The organism is Sphingomonas sp., from assembly GCF_045810705.1.
Lineage (GTDB): Bacteria > Pseudomonadota > Alphaproteobacteria > Sphingomonadales > Sphingomonadaceae > Sphingomicrobium.
In genome coordinates, this window is record NZ_JBJMVI010000008.1 from 45,603 (window position 1) to 63,242 (window position 17,640).

Consider the following 17,640-nt stretch of genomic DNA (forward strand, 5'->3'; position numbering starts at 1 on the left):
CGCGGACCTCGGCGGCGTATCGCGGCGTTACCGCTAGTCAGCGGCACATGTGACCAACGCTCCGTTGGGAAGGACAGTCAAGCGCCAAGAAGCAAAAGCCAGCGAAGACGACTTTCGGCGCTCAGGCCTTTTCCCGACCGGGCTTAGGACGACAGATCAGTAAAGCCCGGATTGAAGCCCCGCAGCTCCGTACTTGCCATCACCACTTCGCGCGAATTCATATCTCGCAACGTCAGGTCGAGGACGTCGAGCCCCGCGACACCATTGAGGCGGCGCAGGACTTCCGCGATGGCAAGGCCCGCCGCGACAGTCCCGACGAAAGGCGCGCCCACAGTTCGGGACGCCAACGTGACAAGGCCGCATTCATCGAAACCAGCTTCGCCGAGCCGTTCGTAGGCCGGAGCGTGTCGGGTTGAGGTAGCCGCAGCCTCCCCTTCGTCGCGCCAAATATCCCGCGCCGGACGGGATCCTGGGAAGGAATGCAGGCGCATGGCCAGATATTCGGTCGGGCCAGCGCCGAGACCGGCCTCGACGACGAGATCGAAGCCCGCGCCTTCGAGCGCCGCCCTCGCCGCGGCATTATCGACGCCGCACAGCGCAACCCGCGGATCGTCGGGCTGAAGAACAATGTCGCCAGCGAAGCGGCGTTCAATCATCCGCGTCCTGAAGCCCCTGAGCTCCGCCCAAGCAGCCATTGCGCGGGTTTTGCGTTGGCCGATGAGCGCGTCATTGGTCAGCGGCGACGTACTGTCGTTCGAGGCCGCGAGGCTGTCGAAATCCTGGAGCGTCAATTCGACTTCCTCGGGTCGCGCGTAGGGAAGTAAACCTAGGGCCCAGAGATAGGCCTGCCCGAGATGACCAAGGCCAATCAGCCAGAGGTGAGACGGCGCGACAAAGCCCCTGGGCCCCGGAGCCGAAACGTCCCAGTCCCGTACTTCTGGGCGCCACAGGTTCATGCCGACGCGGCGGCGCGCAGCCATGGGATTGCCGCGAAAGTTCTGGAAGATTTCGCTGACGCCGAGGGCTCCGGCCACCATCGCCGCAAGGACATCGCGGGGTTCGTCATCAAATGTTTTGTCCTCGTCGGCCGGAAAAACGCCAGCGCGCCAGCCGCCGTATGCCACCTTCAGTGCGAGCTCTGATAGGCCCTCCGGAGCCTCCCCCAGAATCAGCGCGGGCACTTCGCCCGACAAGGCCTCTGAGATGGATCCGCCGAGCGTCAACACCGCGCTGCCCACGGTCGCTCCGAGGCCCGGCAGCGACAAGAGCAACGGGACACCGAGATTGCCGACGACGCTGACACCGCCGAGCAACGCGCGCCGGGCGCAGTTAACGATCGTCAGCAGAGCCGCCTGGCCGGCAGGGGACGCGGCCTCAACTTCATCCACACTGACCGAAAGCCGGTACCTGCCGAACAGCGCATAAGCTTCATCAAGTGAGTGCACTTCACCTGTGTCGAGCGCCATTTTGACAACGCGGTGCAACGTATCCGCAGAAATCACTGAAGGCCGATTCATCGCCACGTTCCCGTCCTCACAATCGAGCGAGCCTGCCAGCCGCTAAGGTCCACCCATCGATGGGAGCCAAGATATTGATAGACGCCAAGATGGTGGCGCCAGATCGGTCGCTCCGCGAGCCGCGGCACGATCAGCGCCAAGTGTCCGGGCTTTGCGATCATCGGATTGGTGCGATCGGAAGAGCTTTGCCGAGCGCGGCCGTTATTGCCGTGAAGATGGGCATCGGCCACGACCTTGAGGCCGGTGGTTCGGCAATGCGCCCAAAGCGTCTCGAATGAATCCGCTTCGAGGATGCAGATGCCCGATGAATAGGCGTTTGCGTCGAGGTCATCGTAGAAGATGATGCTGCTGACCTCGCGATCGGTGCCGTCGATCGCACCAAGGAGGAACGCGCCGCTCTCGTGCCGGCCTTCGCTCCGCTCGTGAAGCTCGTCCAGAAGATCGAACCAGCGGGCGCGTCCGATGTGCAGCCGGGGCGCGCTCACGACCGCTTCCCGTGATAAGAACTCGAGTTGAGCAGTTCGTGGACGGCTTCAAGGTAAAGGACGATGCCTTTCGCCGGGTCCCAGACCTGCGCAGGATGATCGGTCAGCCATTGCGGGTGGCCTTCGAAGCTCTGACGATCGCACGGAAGGTACAGGCACAGCCCGCTTTTCCATTCGATCCGGAAGACGGCCATGAAGCGGTCGCTCCCATGGGGCCAAAGATTGTGGGCAAGGGGCGCGTTGGCCGCCGTATCCCAGAGGCAGGCGGTCACAGCCTGGCTCGGATAGCCCGAGCATTCGAACCGCAACGCATAGGCCCTCGGGCTATCGCCGCGCTCGGCGGCGGACACTTCGATCAATACATGCGGCCAATTGACCGACAATAGCTTCCAGCGGCCGCGATGCTCGCCGAGCACGAACTCGGGGCCTTCGAGGTCCTCGCGGAGCGCCCGCCGATCCGGGCGCTCCAAATCCTCAACTTCGGCCATGATCAGCCCTCGACCCGCTTCAGGGGCACGAGGCTGAGCTCGATCCTGCAGTCGACCGACTTCAGGCTGCCGATCATCGTATCCGGGCTGGGGCGCTCCTTCGTCCCCGAAATCTGGAGCACGTGCTCGGTCGCGTCGGCGGCGCTCATCGCAATTTTATCGACGAACCAGGCTTTCACCTCAGCAATGGTCGCCACCGGCGAAAACGGATGCTGCTTGCCGTCGCCGGCAAAATCGACAGTGACATGGATCTTCTTGCAGCGATGCAGGCACAGGCGCTGCTTGTTGCCGACGCCCTGGCTTTGAAGTGGATGCTTGTCGTCGAGCGGATCCTCGCGGCCCTCGGCAAAGACCGAGGTATCGGACAAGTTGGCAAAGCCGAGCTCGACGGCCTTGGCACGGACATCCTTGGTGCCGGCCTTCTCGTCGAACTCGGCAAGCTCGACGCGCGGGTCACCTTCAAACTGGAGGAAGAGGGTAACTTTCGTCATGGGATTGTTTCCTTGAAACCGGGCGGCCGAAAAATGACCGTCTGACAAGGCCAACCCGGCGAATCCCAAAACCGGAAATGGCTTGCGCAAAAAAGGCAGCCTTAGCCGCCGAGCGCGATCCCGTGGGCGGGACAGGCGAAATAGAAAGCGCAATTCGGGCAGTTGCGATCGCTGGGCTTGGGCGGGAAGAGGCCCGCACCGATGCTCGCGAGCTCCGCCTCGATCGCGGCCCGCGCCTTGGCGGGGACGTCAGCCTTTATGAGGTCCGGCTTCGCTTGCCCGTCGACCAGGGACACGTGCTCGAAGCTGATCGACAATCCAGGATGATCCAGCCCGACCATGGCCAGGAGGGCTCCATAGCGCGCCTTCGCACTTTCCTTGTCCTTCGTAAGGCGCGCCGTCTTCAAGCGCTGGATGACGAGGCCGCCGTCCCGTTCAGCGATATGATCGGCTCTGGCCGTGATCGTGGTACCGCCGACCTCCATCTTTCGGTCGACAGGATAAACCTTGCCGGACGTCAGCTCTATCGCCCGCTCCACCATCTGCTCGGCCGACGCTCGATAAACCGTCGCCAGCGGACCGTCGGTAAGGCCGAGGCTCTCCCAATGTCCGTCGAACTCCTTTCGCCAGCCCGCCTGGCGAGCTTCGGCGTCGGGGATGGTTCGCGCCCAGGACAGTGTTTTTCGAAGGGTGGATTGAAGCCCCAGATAGGGCGACTTGGGCCCGAACCCGCCGATCCCAAGGGCGAACTCATAATAATATTGCCGCGGACAATGCTGGTAGGATTCGACGGCCCTGATCGAGATCTCCGCCGGCAAGGGATGGAGCGGCGCCAGCGGAAGATATTCGGGGGGTCTCGGCCCTTCCTCGACCCAATTCGCGGCGGCATTGAGGGGTCGATCGAGGTGCCCGGCAATTGGCTCGAGCAGGCGCGACGGGTTGGCCGTCGACCAGCCACCGTAGCGAAGCGGCCGCGACAGATAGAGACTGTCCTTGGCTCGCGACAGAGCGACGAAGAACAGGCCCTCCTCCTCAGCCTCGCGCCCCATCAAGGGATCATTGGGCACGAGCCCGTCCGGCGGCGGACACGGGTTGTGGCGGTTCTGCGCGGGAAAGTGGCGAGTCGTCAGGGTCGAGAGATGGACCGACGGAAATTCGAGGCCCTTGCTCGCGTGGACCGTCATCAGCCGGACGGCATCGATCCCCGCGGCAGCGGCAGGCATGCGTCTGAACTCCTTTTCCTCGTCGAGAAGCTCAAGGCGCCGGACATGGGCGAGGAACGCACTCTTGGGGTCCTTTTTGGGCGGCGCCCGAAAATCGAACGCGACCTGCAACAATTGGTAGATGGCGAGACGTGCCTGCTGGGCCGAGACGCTGTCCTCAAAGAGCAGGCCAAGCCGCGCCCGTCCCCTGATGAACAGGCTCTCGAGGATGAGACCATGGGGCGAAGTCATGAAGGCCGATCCGGCGAGGTCGTTCGCAAGCCTGCCAAGGCCCGCACGGCCCGCATCGGACAGGTCCGGCACGTCATCGAGCCGCCGAAGCGCCTTGATCATCGAGACCTTCTCGTTGCGCCGCCAAGTGCAGAGCGCTGCAATATCGGCGAGGGAGACGTAATAAGGCTCTTCCTGCGCGATCCGAAGGATGCCCAGGCCTTCCCACTCGCTCGCGACGGAGAGCAAGGAGAGATAGTCTCGCACTTCGGCGCGCTCGAAGAAGTCGCCGAAATAGAGGCTGGGGATGCCCGAGCGTTCGAGATGCGCGCCAAGCTTGGCAAGGATCGTATGCGAGCGCGCCAGCACCACGTGATTGCTGAACTTGTCACCGACCTTGACGTGGGCGCGGATGGTTTCGGCAATGCCTTCGGCTTCCGCTTCGAACGTCGCAGCTACGGAATAATGGACCGACCCCCGCTCTTCGCCTCGATGGGCTTCGAGATGGGCCATGGCCGGGAGGACGCCCTTCCCCATTTCAGCGCCGAAGCTCGAGAAGGTCCGGACGATGCGCCCGCCTGACCGGTAGTTGACGCCAAGGTCGGTGAAGGTCGCGCCCGTGAAGTCCTGTCCGAACTCGGTCATGTTCAGCGGCGATGCACCGCGGAACCGGTAGATCGATTGGCGGGCATCGCCCACCACCCACGGGCCCTGCCCTGGCGTAACCAGCTCCTTCAGGAACAAGGCGCTGGCGCGGTTCATGTCCTGGTATTCATCGACGAGGACATGCTTCGTCTTTGCGCGAACCGCCGCGGCGACCCCGGCATGCTCAGCCAGCAGCTCATGCGCCCGCATGATGAGGTCGCCGAAATCGGCGTCGCCGCGTTCCCTCAGTGCGGCCTGGTAGACCGCATAGATACGGGCGACCTCGGCTGCCTTGGCCGCTTCTACGTCGCGGCTGGGATGTTTCGTCATTGCCGCAGCGAAGCGAGCATAATCGTCCGGCGTTGCGAGCTGATCCTTGGCGCGCGAGATTGCATTCAACACGGCCTTCAACGGCTGCAGCGGTTCGCGAAGGTCGAGATAATATTCAAGGCTGAGGGACGGGAGCAGCTCTTCAAGCAGGAACAAGGAATCCGACCGGTCGAGCGGCTGAAGGTTCGGCTTGATGCCAATGACCTCGCCGTATTTACGAAGCAGCTCCAGGCCGAAGGCGTGGAACGTGCCGCTCCAGATGGTCGGCGCCAGGTCCCCAATCTCGCTCCGCAACCGGCGGCTGAGATCGACCGACGATTCATTCGAGTAGGTAAGGGCCACGATCGACGCCGGATTCTCGTCATTATCGACAAGCCATTTGATCCGCGCGACGAGGGTCCTGGTCTTGCCCGTGCCGGGGCCGGCTGTCACCTGGTGCGGCCCGAAGCCTGCTTCAGCGGCCTGGAGCTGCGTCTTGTCGGGCGGCGGCGGTGATGTGGATTGAGGTTTCGCATGGTCCTCGTCCGGCAGGAGCACAGCATCGGCCAGTTGCTGCAGGATCAGGTCGAGCGGAAGCCCGAGCCTCGCTGCGAGCTCGGACGGAGATTCCGTCGCTGCCGCCCACCAGGCCTTTAGCTTCGGCCTTGGCAGTAAGAACTCGCGCGCGAACAGATTGGCCTGCGCTTCAGCCCGTTCCTTCGGGCTGTAGGCGTCGATTTCGCCGACCACCGACAGTTCGGGTTCGGCCGGTGTCGCAAAATCAACATCGACCGAGCTGCAGCCTCCATGCGTGTCATGGAGCCGATGATGGCCGAATTCGTGAGCGATCGTGAAGCGCCGCGTTTCGAGCGCCAGGCCCATTGAATAAAGGATTCGGTTATCGTCGCGATCGTAGAGGCCGTCAGCTCCCTCCAGCAGGATATCGTCGGCCGGAAGCGGCATCAGCCGAGTGCCGGTCGCCTCCCGCGCGCGCTCGACCAGGTCGTCAGCGGCAGGAAGCTCGCCAGTCTCGGCAAACAGTTCCTCGTGCCAGGCGCGCGCTAGGCCCCTAATCTCGCTCCACATGCTCATTGCTCGGCATGCGAGCCCTTGGCCCAGAGAGCCTCCCGCCACTCGGCCTTCTGCGTTTCATCGATGGCGGCCGAAGCGAGGGCCTCCTCGAAGGTCTCCGTTTGGCGAACGGCCTTCTTGCCCGATTTCATCCGTGCGTTGGCAACGGTCGCCAATGGCGGTCCGCGTAGATGATGACGCACTACTGCGAGCGTGATGCCAAGGACATCACGCAATCGATCGAGGCACAATTGCGGAATGCTCTCAAAATCGATTTTCCTCCGGAACAGCTTCATCACGAAGGGCTCATCGAGGCCAATTCGAACGGCTACGTCGGCGTCGTTGAGGCCGGCGGATCGAGCAATCTGCGTCAGCGTCCCTTGCTTCGAATCTTCCTGATGCAGGAGATTGAGCGCATGACTTACGGCCTCCGCAGCAAAGCGCTCGGCGTCGACGGACTGAGTGATCGGAAGCTCGATCTGCTCGGCCCACGTTGCAAAATACTCGGCAAGCTCGCTCGCATGCTCCGGAAAAAGCTCGCACCAGCGCGAGAGCGCGGCATAGCTCGGCTCGTCCTCTTCGATCGCGATATGATCGAAAAGCTCGTCCAGGTGGATGTGGCGGGGTTTAACGGTCATGACCTGTCTCCAAGGGCTTCTTGCATCTGCTTGCGGGCAGTGCCGATCCAGGTCCGGATTTGACGGTCTGAGACATTGAAAAAGTCACACAAACACGGCTGTCCCTTCGGTCCGGGAAGATACGGCCAACCCCATAATTCGTGAAGGATGAACGCGACGCGGTGACGCCGGTCCTTCACGGCTGCCAGAATTTCACGACGTTTAGGGTGCTTCTCGCCGGCCTCAATCAGCTCCGCGAGAGGGTCGGGGCGATCGTCAGGGACAAGCGAGGCAGCATCGATGGCATCGCCATCGTCGTTGATGATGGTCCGGAGTGGAGCGTGGAACTTGTTTTGACCCTTGCGTCGGCGAACTGCCCTTAATGTTTCGCGCTCGACGATGCTCTTGAAGCTGATCTCGAGAATCTCAGTCTGCCGCGTTACCTCGCTTGAGGTGATCCGTCTGTCGATCTCATCCTTAACCTCGTCGCAGATGATCCCGAGGTCAGTCTCGCTGAATCCCTGCGCGGTGTCTTCGACGATCTTCGCGGCCCGCTCCATCAGAGTGAAGAGCACTCGGCCGAACAGGTTGCGATCGATGACGCGCAAGAATTTCAAAAGGTAAACGCGGGTCTCATCCTTGATACCACCATGCCTCGGGGCGTGGACTGCCCACTCTTCGGGCGGCAGCGCCAGCATGGCGCCGATCTCTGCCTCGACATCGGTCCGGCGCGTGTATGGCTCCCCTGTTACGGTCGAACAGGTAAGCGGGCGCACGGTCCGCTTCGTACCGCACGAAGGTCCCTGTTTGTCTGTCACGGGATGCTCAACCCCCGCCTTCCCGAAACCGGAAGAATCTTTTTTTTCGATTGGCTCGTATTCGGCGAATGCTCTCGAAGGCACCTGAGCCATCGCGAACTCGGCTACGCGCCCGCACGACAGAACGATCGCAGCCGCTCGGCAGCCGCATACGCCACTCCCCCCAACTAAACCGAGCAGCTCTAAGTGACTCTGCATCAGCCGCGGAGTCAACGGCTGTGGCCCGCGACGAACTCGCTCGTTTTACATAACATCCGTTGCCGCGGCCTCTTAGCCCGGGGTGGCCGACAACTGCAGTTTCTGCTAGTTTCCGGACTGCTCGGTGAGTTGTGACGGCCCTCGTGTCGTCAGGGGGGTGTTCCATGGCCGGGTTCGCACGCCAATTCCCGTTCGTCATCGTGGTTGTGTTCGCGATCCTCTTCGCCGCACCGGCGCTGAGCGCGCCCAGCGTCGTACCTTCTCCGCGCGTCACCGCCGCGGTGGTTGTCCGTGCTCAGCCGACCGCGAGTTCCGAAGCCCTCGCACGGATGCGGCCGGGCGAGTTTCTGCCGCTTCAGCAGGAAATCTCCGGCTGGTTTCAGGTCCTGCTGCCCGACGGACGGACCGGCTACGTCAGCAAGGCATGGGCCGATATCGTTCCAGAAGCCGTCACCCCGGCACCACCGGTCTGGAAAATCCACTTTGTGGACGTCGGCACGGGACTGGCGACCTTTGTCGAAGGGCCCGACTTCGCACTCATCTACGATGGCGGCAGCAATGACGATTATGCGCTCGGGTCGCGCAACCGGCTCCTCGCCTATCTTCACCGGGTACGGCCGGATCTCCAGGTCATTGATCACATTATTCTCAGTCACCCGCACCGCGATCATGTCGAGCTGCTGCCCGACCTGTTCGACGGCTATCAGGTCCGCAACGTGTGGGATTCGGGGCGCATCTACGACATCTGCGGTTACCGCTCCTTTCTGCAGAAGATCAGCACCGAGCCCGGCGTCGTCTATCACGACGCTGCAAGCGAGGCGGGAGTCCACGCCGTGAGTCTGCCGGCGAAAGCCTGCTATGGTCACACTGCGCCGCTCAGCGTGCACATTGCGGATGGCACGCCGATTACGCGGGGTCTGAAGGTGCCTCTCGGCGCCGGCGCTTCAATGACTTTTCTGACCGCCGATGCCGGAAGCTATCCCGATCCGAACGAGAACAGCGTCGTCGTCAGGCTCGATCTCGGCGCCGACCGGTTCCTGTTCATGGGCGATGCTGAAGCCTCGCCGGATCGAGAGCCGCCATCAATTCCTCCACGCCCGAACTTTGCCGAGGGTCAGCTGCTGACCTGCTGCGCCGCAGATATCCAGGCGGATTTCATGGTTGTCGGGCATCACGGCAGCATGAGTTCATCGCGCGCGACGTTTCTGAATGCGGTCGGGGCAAAAATCTTTGTGATCTCGTCGGGACCGAAGGATTACGGGCGAGCCGGGCATCCCGTCACGCTTCCAGACCCTGAGGTCGTGCACGAGGTGGAGAGCCGCGGCACCCTTTGGCGGACCGATTTTGACGATCCAGATTGTCGGACCGACGCCGCCAAGATCGGTACCGACGCCGACAATAATGTTGGAGGCTGCGATAACATTCTCGTTCGGGTTCCCGCCAGCGGACCGCCGCTCGTCAATTACGAGCGAATCCACGACTGATGGAGAAAGCCCCAAATTCCAAAGCTAGCCGCAAGCTCGTCATTTGCTGCGACGGGACTTCAAACCAGTTCGCACGCGATCGGACCAACGTTCTCAAGCTTGCCTTTGCGGCCCTCAACGACCCGGCGCGCCAGCTGCTTTATTATCATCCTGGCGTGGGGACGATGGCGCCTCCCGGGGTCTTCACCGGGATCGGCCAAAAGGTCATTCAGACTGTCGGTCTGGCCTTTGGCTATGGTCTCAAGGCCGACATCAGGGATGCATACACGTTTCTGATCAATCACTATCGACCGGATGATGAAGTTTATATTTTCGGGTTCAGTCGCGGTGCCTACACGGCACGCGCGTTAGTCGCCCTCATCGCCGAATACGGGCTTCTGGCTCCCGGCAGCGACGCGCTTGTGCCCTACGCCATTAGACTTCTGTGGAGCTTTCACGGCGCGTCGGCCGCTAAGAAGGCAGCGGCGTTCAAACTGGCGGGAGAGTTCAAAAACTCGCTTTCAACCGGCAAGTGCAAGGTCCGGTTCCTGGGCGTCTGGGACACGGTCAGTTCGGTAGGGTGGATTGCCAATCCTCTATCCCTGCCAAACACGAGCGTGCTGCCGGGGGTCGACTCGATACGGCATGCAGTATCGATCGACGAGCGCCGGGCATTCTTCCGTACCAATCTCGTGAAGGCGGACAGTGCTCGCGACATCCAAGAAGTTTGGTTTGTTGGCGACCATTGCGACATAGGAGGGGGCCATCCCGAGCTAGTGAGTGGACTCTCAAAGATTCCACTCAATTGGATGATCTCAGAAGCGAAAAAGGCCGGGATGGCTTTTGACGATGCACGCATCGGTACAATCCTTGGGCAAACGTCGGGCGACTACGCAAAGCCTGATCCAAATGCACCGATGCATGATGCAATGTGGCCCATCTGGTGGCTCGCCGAGTTCACCCCGAAGAAGCACTGGGACCATGTGACCGGCAGGACCCAATTTCGAGCCAACCTGTTCCGACGACGGCACTTCTCAAGCGCGCCAGTGATAGATGATAGCGCGTGGGAGCGCGCAAATGATTATGCGAAGCGCCTCCCAAAAGACGCAGTGAGAAGGAGTTCAATCTACCATTAGAAGCCAGCGGAGGGGGACATGACTAGGGCAGTTGTTGAAGAGCCTATGCTCTTGCTTGTGCGAACGCTGCACGGCGCTGGTGCATCGACAATCGGGTTCTTCTTTCTGGTCTTCGTTATGATCGCCACTGCACAGCAAGATGTGGTGGCCCGAATGAAGGCTGAGGGCATGACACTCGGTTACAGCTCGGCACTCGCGCTCGAAAACCAGGTCAAGGCTCAGCGAGACGACGAGATCAAACAAAAGAACCAGGAAGCGTCGGTAAACGCCAAACTGACGGATGCCCAACTGGCGCTCGATGAAGCGCAGCGAGATTTCGAAACGGCGTGGGTCGAACTGAAAGCAACTGCCGACCGAATCTCTCGATTAGGTCTATGCAATCTGTCGCCTACGGAGCCCGACAGTGCAAACCTGCGTCGAGCAGTCGCATCAGAACTACAGCAGTGCGACTCAGACCCGAGCACGGGCGCGTCGAATGTCCGGATCGTGCAAACCGCCAAAGGCCAAGCGACCCAATTTACGCCAATCTCGCAGAAATACGTTGCGGCTTATATCCGTATGTCGTCACTCACGCAGCAGCTCGCCAATACACATGCTCAGTTAGTCGCTGACCAGACGTTTACGGACGACCAGCAAAAGGCGCACCGAAGCTTCGGAGATATGAATGTGCTTCTGAAGCCCTGGGTGCTCTTCGGTCAGAACCTCATTCAGTTCCCGCCTGCGCTGCTGCAGATCCTGCTCACCTTCGTGTCAGGTCTCTTTGGAGCGCTGCTGGTGACGCTCATTCTGATCGTTTATCCGAGGACGAGGATTGCCAAAGCGTCTCAAGCAAAGCCGGTGACTAGGACATTTCTAGGCGGCCTGATTGCGGTTTGCGTCTACATCGTGCTGTTGAGCGGTATCGCTGTTGTCGGATCTGGCACCTCCGGAAGTGGCGCCGGCAGCAACTACATGGCGTTCTGCGGGATCGGGATCCTCGCCGGAATGTTTTCGGACCGAGTTGCTGGATGGCTGTCGGAGCGTGCGGATCAGTTTTTCAGTGCCGCCGCGCATCCTGGCGGAAGAAATACTGCAGCATCGACATCGCCGAATACTGCAGACGCGCCTTAATCTTGATTTCTATCATAATGGCACCTTTCGAGAATAGAACGCGCCACGCTCGCGGGGGCTTAGACATAAAATTTCGTTGTCATCCCCGCGAGGAGTACAGGTGCACTCTGGATCCGAGGTGGTCACTGGTGTTTGCCGCAAAGCGGCGGCGACTGCGCGCCGGAGCGGACCTGATCGATGATCGTCTCGTCTGCTCGCGTCGACTGGAACCATGTAGGCTGAATAGGAGAACTCAGGGCTGTCGGGTACCAGCTCCAGACGCCCGTCTTCGAGGCAAGGACGCACCGCTCCCGGATGTTGCGCTGCCTTACCCTTCGCCTGCGACGCCCGCGACGCCGACAGCGCCTCGCGACATCCCCTCGCCCCAATGATACCAATTCCGCAATATCATCGTGATTATAATGAACTTGATGAATGTTTTGCTTGTGTCACCCTCGCTGAAGGTGAGTTGCAGCCATGAGCGCCGACATGGCTTCGGTCTCCAGCGGATTGGGTGGGAGCGCACATGTCGTCTGCTTGGCACCGCAGATTGCCTCTGGCCGTTGCGGCCGTATTCGCGGCGTTCCAGACGAGCGCAGCGCAGGCTCAGCACACATCCGACAATCCCGTAAAATCGGCTGACGACGCTTTCGGACTTAGACTCGGGTTGGAGTCGGTCGGACTCTACAGTCCAGGGTCAGTCCGCGGATTCAGCCCGATATCGGCTGGCAACGTGCGGATCGATGGCATGTATTTCGACCTGCAGGGGCCGCCCTCCGATCGCGTCGTCGAGGGCTCGACGATTCACGTCGGTGTCAGCGAGATCGGCTATCCCTTTCCAGCGCCCACCGGCATCGCGGATTACAACCTGCGCAATGTGGGCGGCGATAAACCCTCCGCAACGGTCATCGCAAGCGCCGGGCCCTACGACGCACGGGGCATCAGCATCGATGGCAGCATTCCCCTGATCGGCAAGGAACTCGTGTTGCCGATCGGGATAAGCACGCAAGTCAGCACGCAATCTTCCAAGGATGGAGCCTACTATCCGGGAATGACGTCTCGGGTCACGAGGATCGGCGCAACGCCCCAGTGGACGCCGAATTCGCACGTGACAGTGCGCGCGCTGATCGATTGGCAGAAAACCAGCGGGGCGAAAACCCTTCCGGAGTTCTTCGCCGCCGGCGATGTCCTGCCCCCACTGATCACAAAGGGCTACATCGCTCAGAATTGGGCCAAGGGGCGCAACAAGACATTGAACTTGGGAGGTCTGGTCACCGCACAGCTGGCCAAAAACTGGCTGTTGCGAGCCGGGGTTTTCCGGTCGACGAATAACAACCCGGCAGGGTTCGCGGATCTCTATACGGGCATCCAACCGGACGGCCAATCCGATCATTTGGTTGTCGGCTTTCGGGATCAGAACGCTTCTTCCACGTCCGGGGAAGTGCGCCTCATTGGCACCTTCTTAACGAGCCATTGGCGCCAGCAGGTGATCCTCGCGGCTCGCGGACGCGACACCACAGCACATTTCGGCGGCAAGGATGTTGTGGATCTTGGTCCAGCCGACATCAGCAAGATCGTCCAAGCGCCGGAGCCCAACTTTACCTTTTCGGCGCGCTCCGCCGACCGGGCCAGACTGGGGAGCCTGGGGGCTGCCTACCGTGTCGACTGGAGCAGTAAGGGCGTGCTCGAGTTGGGGATCCAGAAGGAAGTTTATCGCGAGACCGCTAATAGTCCAGGGATCCCCCAATCGGAGATCTCGGCGCATCCTTTCCGGGCGTACGCTAATGCGGCCTTCGCAGTCACACCAAAATTGACGCTTTACGGTGGTTATACCCAAGGCCTCGAGAATTCCGGTGTTGCGCCAAATTTTGCGCAGAATAGCGGAGCGGTGCTGCCCGCCTCCCTGACATGGCAGTTCGATCTGGGCGCGCGCTATGCCGTGACACCCAAATTGAAGCTGATTGGCGGCGTGTTCGAAGTTGAAAAGCCCTATTTCAACCTGGATACGAGCAACTTCGACCGGCAGCTGGGCGTGCAGCAGGCGAAGGGCGTCGAGCTCTCGGTTGCAGGTGAGGTGACCCAGAACCTCAACGTCAACATCGGGGCTCTCGCCGCCACCGTGGGCATCACCGGCCCGAATCTCGCCGCACAGGGTGTGGGCTCGATCGCCATCGGACAACCGCATCTGACCTTCGTGGCCGCGGCCAACTACGCCCTGCCGCGCTGGCATACGGCGTCGATCGACGTGCGGTTCTTGTACATTGGGACCGCCCCGGAAACGTTGGACAATCGCGTGTCCACGTCGCCCGCGAGCATCCTGAATATCGGAGGACGGTACAAATTCACCGCCTTCGGCAGGAACAACACCCTTCGTGTCCAGATCCAGAACGTCCTGGCTACCAATGTCTGGCAGCAACTGAGCACCCCGGGAGTCTTCCAATGGCCCGGTCCACGCAGGATTTTCGCCTATCTCACGACCGACCTTTAGTGATCACCCCCTAGAGGGGATCAACGGAAGTAAAGGCAGAACAGGCACTTAGAGCGTTCGTCAGCGCCAACTGGTTCCAAGAGCGGCTGCGGGCCAATAAGGCCAGGCGCATGTCGAAGCTCATCAATCCGCCGCTGCTCGACGGCAAGGCTCCGGCAGCGTGCGCAGCCGCGAGCCTGCCGCAACTTACGGGATGTATTTCTCGGGCAATGGTGCAACGTCCGATTCGGCCTGCACTATGATGCTCGTGACGCGCCAGGTCATGCAGGTCCGGTCCTTGTCCGCGGGGCCGGTGATCGCCGCGTCGAGCGCTGCCGCAATGGCGTTGGGCTCGGATGGGAGGGCGCAGCTCGCAGCCGCCTCCGGCGATTGCGAACTCGTGGCGATCGCGCGAGCCTCCGATACCTGCTGCGCGTAGGCAATGTGGGGGGAGACCGCCGCGACAAATCCCAAGACGATTGCGGTTGCCGCAAATGTTCTATTCACGAACGTGTGCCCTTTCGATCGATGGCCGGCCCCGGCTGCTACTTCATTATTTTCACGAATATAGTGCCAACAGAGCACGATCTCACCTGTGCCGCAGGGGAGATGAGCAGTCTTGTGCCGAAACCCTGGTCGTGCGCGCGCGGCATGATCCTGTTGCGAATAATGAACTTGTGGAAGTGGCCTAATCTCCTGAGATGGATCGCATGGACCACCCCTTTGCTATGGATCGCGCTGCCGCGGTCTGGGCCGATCTTGGAGGCGCGACCTTCCTGAATTTCGCAGGGCACGCCGCCATGCCGCGCGCGGCGGTCGCGGCGGCCTGCGCGTCAGCGGCCTTGAAGGGTCGACCGGTCGGCGGGGATACGGCAAGCTTTTTCGATACATCCGAGCGTGTGCGCTCGTCGCTGGCGCAGCTGCTGGACGCCAGGGCCGGCGAAATCGCATTGACGACGGGCGCCGGGCCTAGCGCGGCCATCGTCGCCCTCGGCCTGTCCTGGGGACCCGGCGACGAGGTTCTGGTCTTGGAGGGTGACTTCCCGGTCCATTGGGCCACCTGGGCCCCAATGGAGGCGCGGGAGGGGCTGAAGGTCAAAGCTGTCCGACGAGAAGGCGACGTTGTGGATGACGTTCTCCAGGCGCTTGGACCCAAGACCCGGCTCGTTTCGATCAGCCATGTCGGGTTCGACGATGGAGCGCTTCTTGACGCCGGGCGCCTCTGCGCGGAGTGCCGGCGCCGGGGCGTTCTTGTGCTGCTGGATGCGAGCCAGTCGTGTGGGGCCGTCCCGCTGAGAGTCCAGGCTCTGGGCGCCGATTTCGTTGTCGGCGTTGGTTACAAGTATCTCTTGGGTCCTTGGGGTCTCGGCTTCCTTTGGACCTCGGCGGAGCGTTGGGCCGCGATGCGGCCGGCGCCGTGGAACTGGCTGTCCCAAGAAGTCCGCGTGTTCTCAGAATTGAACTTCGCCAACCCGGCGGCCTCAGTTGAGGCCAAGCGGTGGGACGCCGCGCAGATGACGGGGCCCTACAACATCAATCTCGCGGCCTTCGCTGCGTCACTGGATCAGGTCGTGGCGTGGGGGCCGGAACAGGTTTTTGCGCACGTCCATCAGCTGATCGAGCGCCTGTTCTCAGGGTTGCCCGCCGTTTGCCGACCAACCAGTCCACGTCGTGCCGGTGAGCGCGGTCCTTTCGGGTGCTTCGCGGCCGCAGACGACGCCGGGACCGACGACCTCTATGCGGCGCTTCAGCGCGAGCGGATCATCGTCAGCCGCCGAGGCAGCGCCATCCGCGTGGCGCCTCACCTCTTGAACGACGCTGCCGACATCGACCGCTTGCTGGCCGTGGCGAACGACTTGGCCGGAGCGAGGCAGGAAACCTCAATATGAGCACCGAGGCGCGCCTTCGAGAGCTCGGAATCGATCTTCCCAACATCCCACCGCCGATCGCCGACGGGTACGTCCCAAAGTTCGCGCCGTGGGCTCGCAGCGGCGATCACATTTCCCTCTCGGGACGCCTGGCCAAGACTGGCGATCAGCTGCTGGTGGGGAAGGTCGGTGGGGATATTACCCTAGGCATCGCGAAATCGGCCGCCCGGGACGTCGCCATCGAACTGCTTGGCGTCCTCAAGACCGCGGTCGGCGACCTCGATCACGTTTGCCAGGTGGCCCGCATGCTCGTCATGGTCAACGGCGCCCCAGGCTTCAATGAGCCGCACCGGGTCGCTGATGGTGCCTCGGAGCTGTTGGTCGAGGTCTTCGGCGAGCGCGGCCTTCACGCGCGTAGCGCCCTGGTTGCCTCGGATCTGCCATTTGGCGCCGCGATCGAAATCGACCTTGTCGTTGAAGTCGCGAGCGCCGGCTAGCGGGAGAGCCGTCTGGAAACGAACTGCCTCAGGCCCTGGCGATCAGATCCATCTCGACGCTTGCGCCGAGCGGCAGAGCGACGACGCACACGGTCGTGCGGGCCGGAAAGGGCGCGGAGAATTGGCGGGCGTAGATGGCGTTAATAGCCGGATAGTCCTCCATTCGAGTGACGAAGATGCGCACCGAGATCACACTGTCGAAGCTCATGGAGGCCGTCCGGAGCAACGCGGCGACGTTGAGGAACAGCTGCTCGGTTTCCGCAATGACGCCGCCCGCCGTCAGCTTGCCAGTTGCTGAATCCTGGCCGACCTGACCGCTCATATATAGGAAGCCGTCAACCTCGATCGCCTGGGAATAGGGACCGACCGGCGCGGCGAGTTCCGGCGATGTCACTGCAGTCTTGCTCATCGAAAAACCTCTTCGGGCTGGGGCCTGTGCGCGAACCACAACGTCACTTGAAAACAATCTCGCGCACGAGCTCTGTGCCAAGGACTTTCCTGTCCTCATTACGACGGACCCGAGCCTGGTTTTGACACTCGGCGCTGCAAATGACTTTTTCCGTCACGGCTTCAAACGCGTCGGCCTTATCGCCGATGTCCCCCGCATAGGACGCGTAGTCCTTGAAGGTGATTTCGAGATACACGTTGGGATCATCCACGGATTTCGGAGAGGACCGAAAGACCTTGTAACCGATGATGAGCCCGGCTTTCTTGGCGGCTTCCATGGTCGGCACCCAGGTCGAGGTCACCCATTTCATGTAGTTATCAAAGTGCCCGTACTGGACCTGGATGTAGTCCACCTCAGTGACCGGGCCGTAGCTAAATTGGCGGGCGTCCTGAGCGATGGCACTGCCGGGGATCGGCGATGCTGCCAGAAAGGCAGACAGGGCTACAGCGATTTTCATATTTGGTTACTCCCCGAACCTAATCATTGCGCGCAGCACTCGGCCGCCCGATTGTTCTCCAACGCTGCCCGAATACGCGCTGCCAAGAACCTTACACAGTTCATTATCATCACGGATATACTTCCGGATTAGCATGATCTCGC

The 17,640-nt window shown here is 61.5% G+C and carries 16 protein-coding genes; 6 read left to right on the forward strand and 10 right to left on the reverse strand.

The window, feature by feature from the left end:
- Nucleotides 1-143: 143 nt before the first annotated feature.
- Genes ACJ8FR_RS03570 through ACJ8FR_RS03600 form a run of 7 tightly spaced genes read right to left on the reverse strand, consistent with a single transcriptional unit; the run spans nt 144 to nt 7,967 of the window.
- A complete protein-coding gene (locus ACJ8FR_RS03570) occupies nt 144-1,517 on the reverse strand; it encodes a hypothetical protein (protein ID WP_407827241.1) in 1,374 nt (457 codons plus the stop codon).
- On the reverse strand, nt 1,514-2,002 hold the full coding sequence (locus ACJ8FR_RS03575) for a hypothetical protein (RefSeq protein WP_407827242.1): 489 nt from the start codon (nt 2,000-2,002) through the stop codon (nt 1,514-1,516). The genes ACJ8FR_RS03570 and ACJ8FR_RS03575 overlap by 4 nt, the downstream gene beginning before the upstream one ends.
- Nucleotides 1,999-2,490, reverse strand: a complete 492-nt coding sequence (locus ACJ8FR_RS03580; RefSeq protein WP_407827243.1) for a hypothetical protein — start codon at nt 2,488-2,490, stop codon at nt 1,999-2,001. Before ACJ8FR_RS03580 ends, ACJ8FR_RS03575 begins: the two co-directional genes overlap by 4 nt.
- Before the next feature lie 2 nt (nt 2,491-2,492).
- Nucleotides 2,493-3,071 (reverse strand): hypothetical protein, encoded by a 579-nt coding sequence (locus tag ACJ8FR_RS03585; RefSeq protein WP_407827244.1) that lies wholly within the window; start codon nt 3,069-3,071, stop codon nt 2,493-2,495.
- A gap of 11 nt (nt 3,072-3,082) precedes the next feature.
- A complete protein-coding gene (locus ACJ8FR_RS03590; RefSeq protein ID WP_407827245.1) occupies nt 3,083-6,454 on the reverse strand; it encodes a UvrD-helicase domain-containing protein in 3,372 nt (1,123 codons plus the stop codon).
- A gap of 2 nt (nt 6,455-6,456) precedes the next feature.
- Nucleotides 6,457-7,077, reverse strand: a complete 621-nt coding sequence (locus ACJ8FR_RS03595) for a hypothetical protein (protein ID WP_407827246.1) — start codon at nt 7,075-7,077, stop codon at nt 6,457-6,459.
- Complete coding sequence (locus ACJ8FR_RS03600) at nt 7,074-7,967, reverse strand: hypothetical protein (RefSeq protein WP_407827247.1); 894 nt, start codon at nt 7,965-7,967, stop codon at nt 7,074-7,076. Before ACJ8FR_RS03600 ends, ACJ8FR_RS03595 begins: the two co-directional genes overlap by 4 nt.
- Before the next feature lie 269 nt (nt 7,968-8,236).
- Between ACJ8FR_RS03600 and ACJ8FR_RS03605 the strand changes: the two genes are divergently transcribed.
- The 4 genes from ACJ8FR_RS03605 (at nt 8,237) to ACJ8FR_RS03620 (ending at nt 14,248) form a co-directional block, all read left to right on the forward strand.
- Nucleotides 8,237-9,556, forward strand: coding sequence for an MBL fold metallo-hydrolase (locus tag ACJ8FR_RS03605; protein WP_407827248.1), 1,320 nt, complete (start codon nt 8,237-8,239; stop codon nt 9,554-9,556).
- Nucleotides 9,556-10,671, forward strand: a complete 1,116-nt coding sequence (locus ACJ8FR_RS03610; RefSeq protein ID WP_407827249.1) for a DUF2235 domain-containing protein — start codon at nt 9,556-9,558, stop codon at nt 10,669-10,671. Before ACJ8FR_RS03605 ends, ACJ8FR_RS03610 begins: the two co-directional genes overlap by 1 nt.
- 18 nt (nt 10,672-10,689) lie before the next feature.
- A complete protein-coding gene (locus ACJ8FR_RS03615) occupies nt 10,690-11,781 on the forward strand; it encodes a hypothetical protein (protein ID WP_407827250.1) in 1,092 nt (363 codons plus the stop codon).
- A gap of 727 nt (nt 11,782-12,508) precedes the next feature.
- The gene (locus ACJ8FR_RS03620; RefSeq protein ID WP_407827251.1) at nt 12,509-14,248 is read left to right on the forward strand and encodes a TonB-dependent receptor domain-containing protein; all 1,740 of its coding nucleotides are present in this window, start codon (nt 12,509-12,511) and stop codon (nt 14,246-14,248) included.
- 186 nt (nt 14,249-14,434) lie between these two features.
- Here the strand turns inward: ACJ8FR_RS03620 and ACJ8FR_RS03625 are convergent, their stop codons facing one another.
- On the reverse strand, nt 14,435-14,734 hold the full coding sequence (locus tag ACJ8FR_RS03625; RefSeq protein WP_407827252.1) for a hypothetical protein: 300 nt from the start codon (nt 14,732-14,734) through the stop codon (nt 14,435-14,437).
- A gap of 221 nt (nt 14,735-14,955) precedes the next feature.
- Here ACJ8FR_RS03625 and ACJ8FR_RS03630 point away from each other — a divergent pair, with 221 nt between their 5' ends.
- Complete coding sequence (locus ACJ8FR_RS03630; protein WP_407827253.1) at nt 14,956-16,116, forward strand: aminotransferase class V-fold PLP-dependent enzyme; 1,161 nt, start codon at nt 14,956-14,958, stop codon at nt 16,114-16,116.
- On the forward strand, nt 16,113-16,592 hold the full coding sequence (locus ACJ8FR_RS03635; protein ID WP_407827254.1) for a RidA family protein: 480 nt from the start codon (nt 16,113-16,115) through the stop codon (nt 16,590-16,592). The genes ACJ8FR_RS03630 and ACJ8FR_RS03635 overlap by 4 nt, the downstream gene beginning before the upstream one ends.
- Before the next feature lie 28 nt (nt 16,593-16,620).
- Here ACJ8FR_RS03635 and ACJ8FR_RS03640 read toward each other — a convergent pair whose 3' ends face one another.
- Together ACJ8FR_RS03640 and ACJ8FR_RS03645 are read right to left on the reverse strand one after the other, a co-directional pair.
- A complete protein-coding gene (locus ACJ8FR_RS03640; protein ID WP_407827255.1) occupies nt 16,621-17,001 on the reverse strand; it encodes a RidA family protein in 381 nt (126 codons plus the stop codon).
- A gap of 43 nt (nt 17,002-17,044) precedes the next feature.
- Complete coding sequence (locus ACJ8FR_RS03645; protein WP_407827256.1) at nt 17,045-17,497, reverse strand: hypothetical protein; 453 nt, start codon at nt 17,495-17,497, stop codon at nt 17,045-17,047.
- Nucleotides 17,498-17,640 lie beyond the last annotated feature (143 nt).

Coding starts and splice junctions, on each gene's coding strand:
- ACJ8FR_RS03645 (WP_407827256.1), bottom strand. CDS start 17,497: ATGAAAATCGCTGTAGCCCTGTCTGCCTTTCTGGCAGCATCGCCGATC.
- ACJ8FR_RS03615 (WP_407827250.1), top strand. CDS start 10,690: ATGACTAGGGCAGTTGTTGAAGAGCCTATGCTCTTGCTTGTGCGAACG.
- ACJ8FR_RS03590 (WP_407827245.1), bottom strand. CDS start 6,454: ATGTGGAGCGAGATTAGGGGCCTAGCGCGCGCCTGGCACGAGGAACTG.
- ACJ8FR_RS03600 (WP_407827247.1), bottom strand. CDS start 7,967: ATGGCTCAGGTGCCTTCGAGAGCATTCGCCGAATACGAGCCAATCGAA.
- ACJ8FR_RS03640 (WP_407827255.1), bottom strand. CDS start 17,001: ATGAGCAAGACTGCAGTGACATCGCCGGAACTCGCCGCGCCGGTCGGT.
- ACJ8FR_RS03610 (WP_407827249.1), top strand. CDS start 9,556: ATGGAGAAAGCCCCAAATTCCAAAGCTAGCCGCAAGCTCGTCATTTGC.
- ACJ8FR_RS03605 (WP_407827248.1), top strand. CDS start 8,237: ATGGCCGGGTTCGCACGCCAATTCCCGTTCGTCATCGTGGTTGTGTTC.
- ACJ8FR_RS03635 (WP_407827254.1), top strand. CDS start 16,113: ATGAGCACCGAGGCGCGCCTTCGAGAGCTCGGAATCGATCTTCCCAAC.
- ACJ8FR_RS03580 (WP_407827243.1), bottom strand. CDS start 2,490: ATGGCCGAAGTTGAGGATTTGGAGCGCCCGGATCGGCGGGCGCTCCGC.
- ACJ8FR_RS03595 (WP_407827246.1), bottom strand. CDS start 7,077: ATGACCGTTAAACCCCGCCACATCCACCTGGACGAGCTTTTCGATCAT.
- ACJ8FR_RS03570 (WP_407827241.1), bottom strand. CDS start 1,517: ATGAATCGGCCTTCAGTGATTTCTGCGGATACGTTGCACCGCGTTGTC.
- ACJ8FR_RS03620 (WP_407827251.1), top strand. CDS start 12,509: ATGTATTTCGACCTGCAGGGGCCGCCCTCCGATCGCGTCGTCGAGGGC.
- ACJ8FR_RS03630 (WP_407827253.1), top strand. CDS start 14,956: ATGGATCGCGCTGCCGCGGTCTGGGCCGATCTTGGAGGCGCGACCTTC.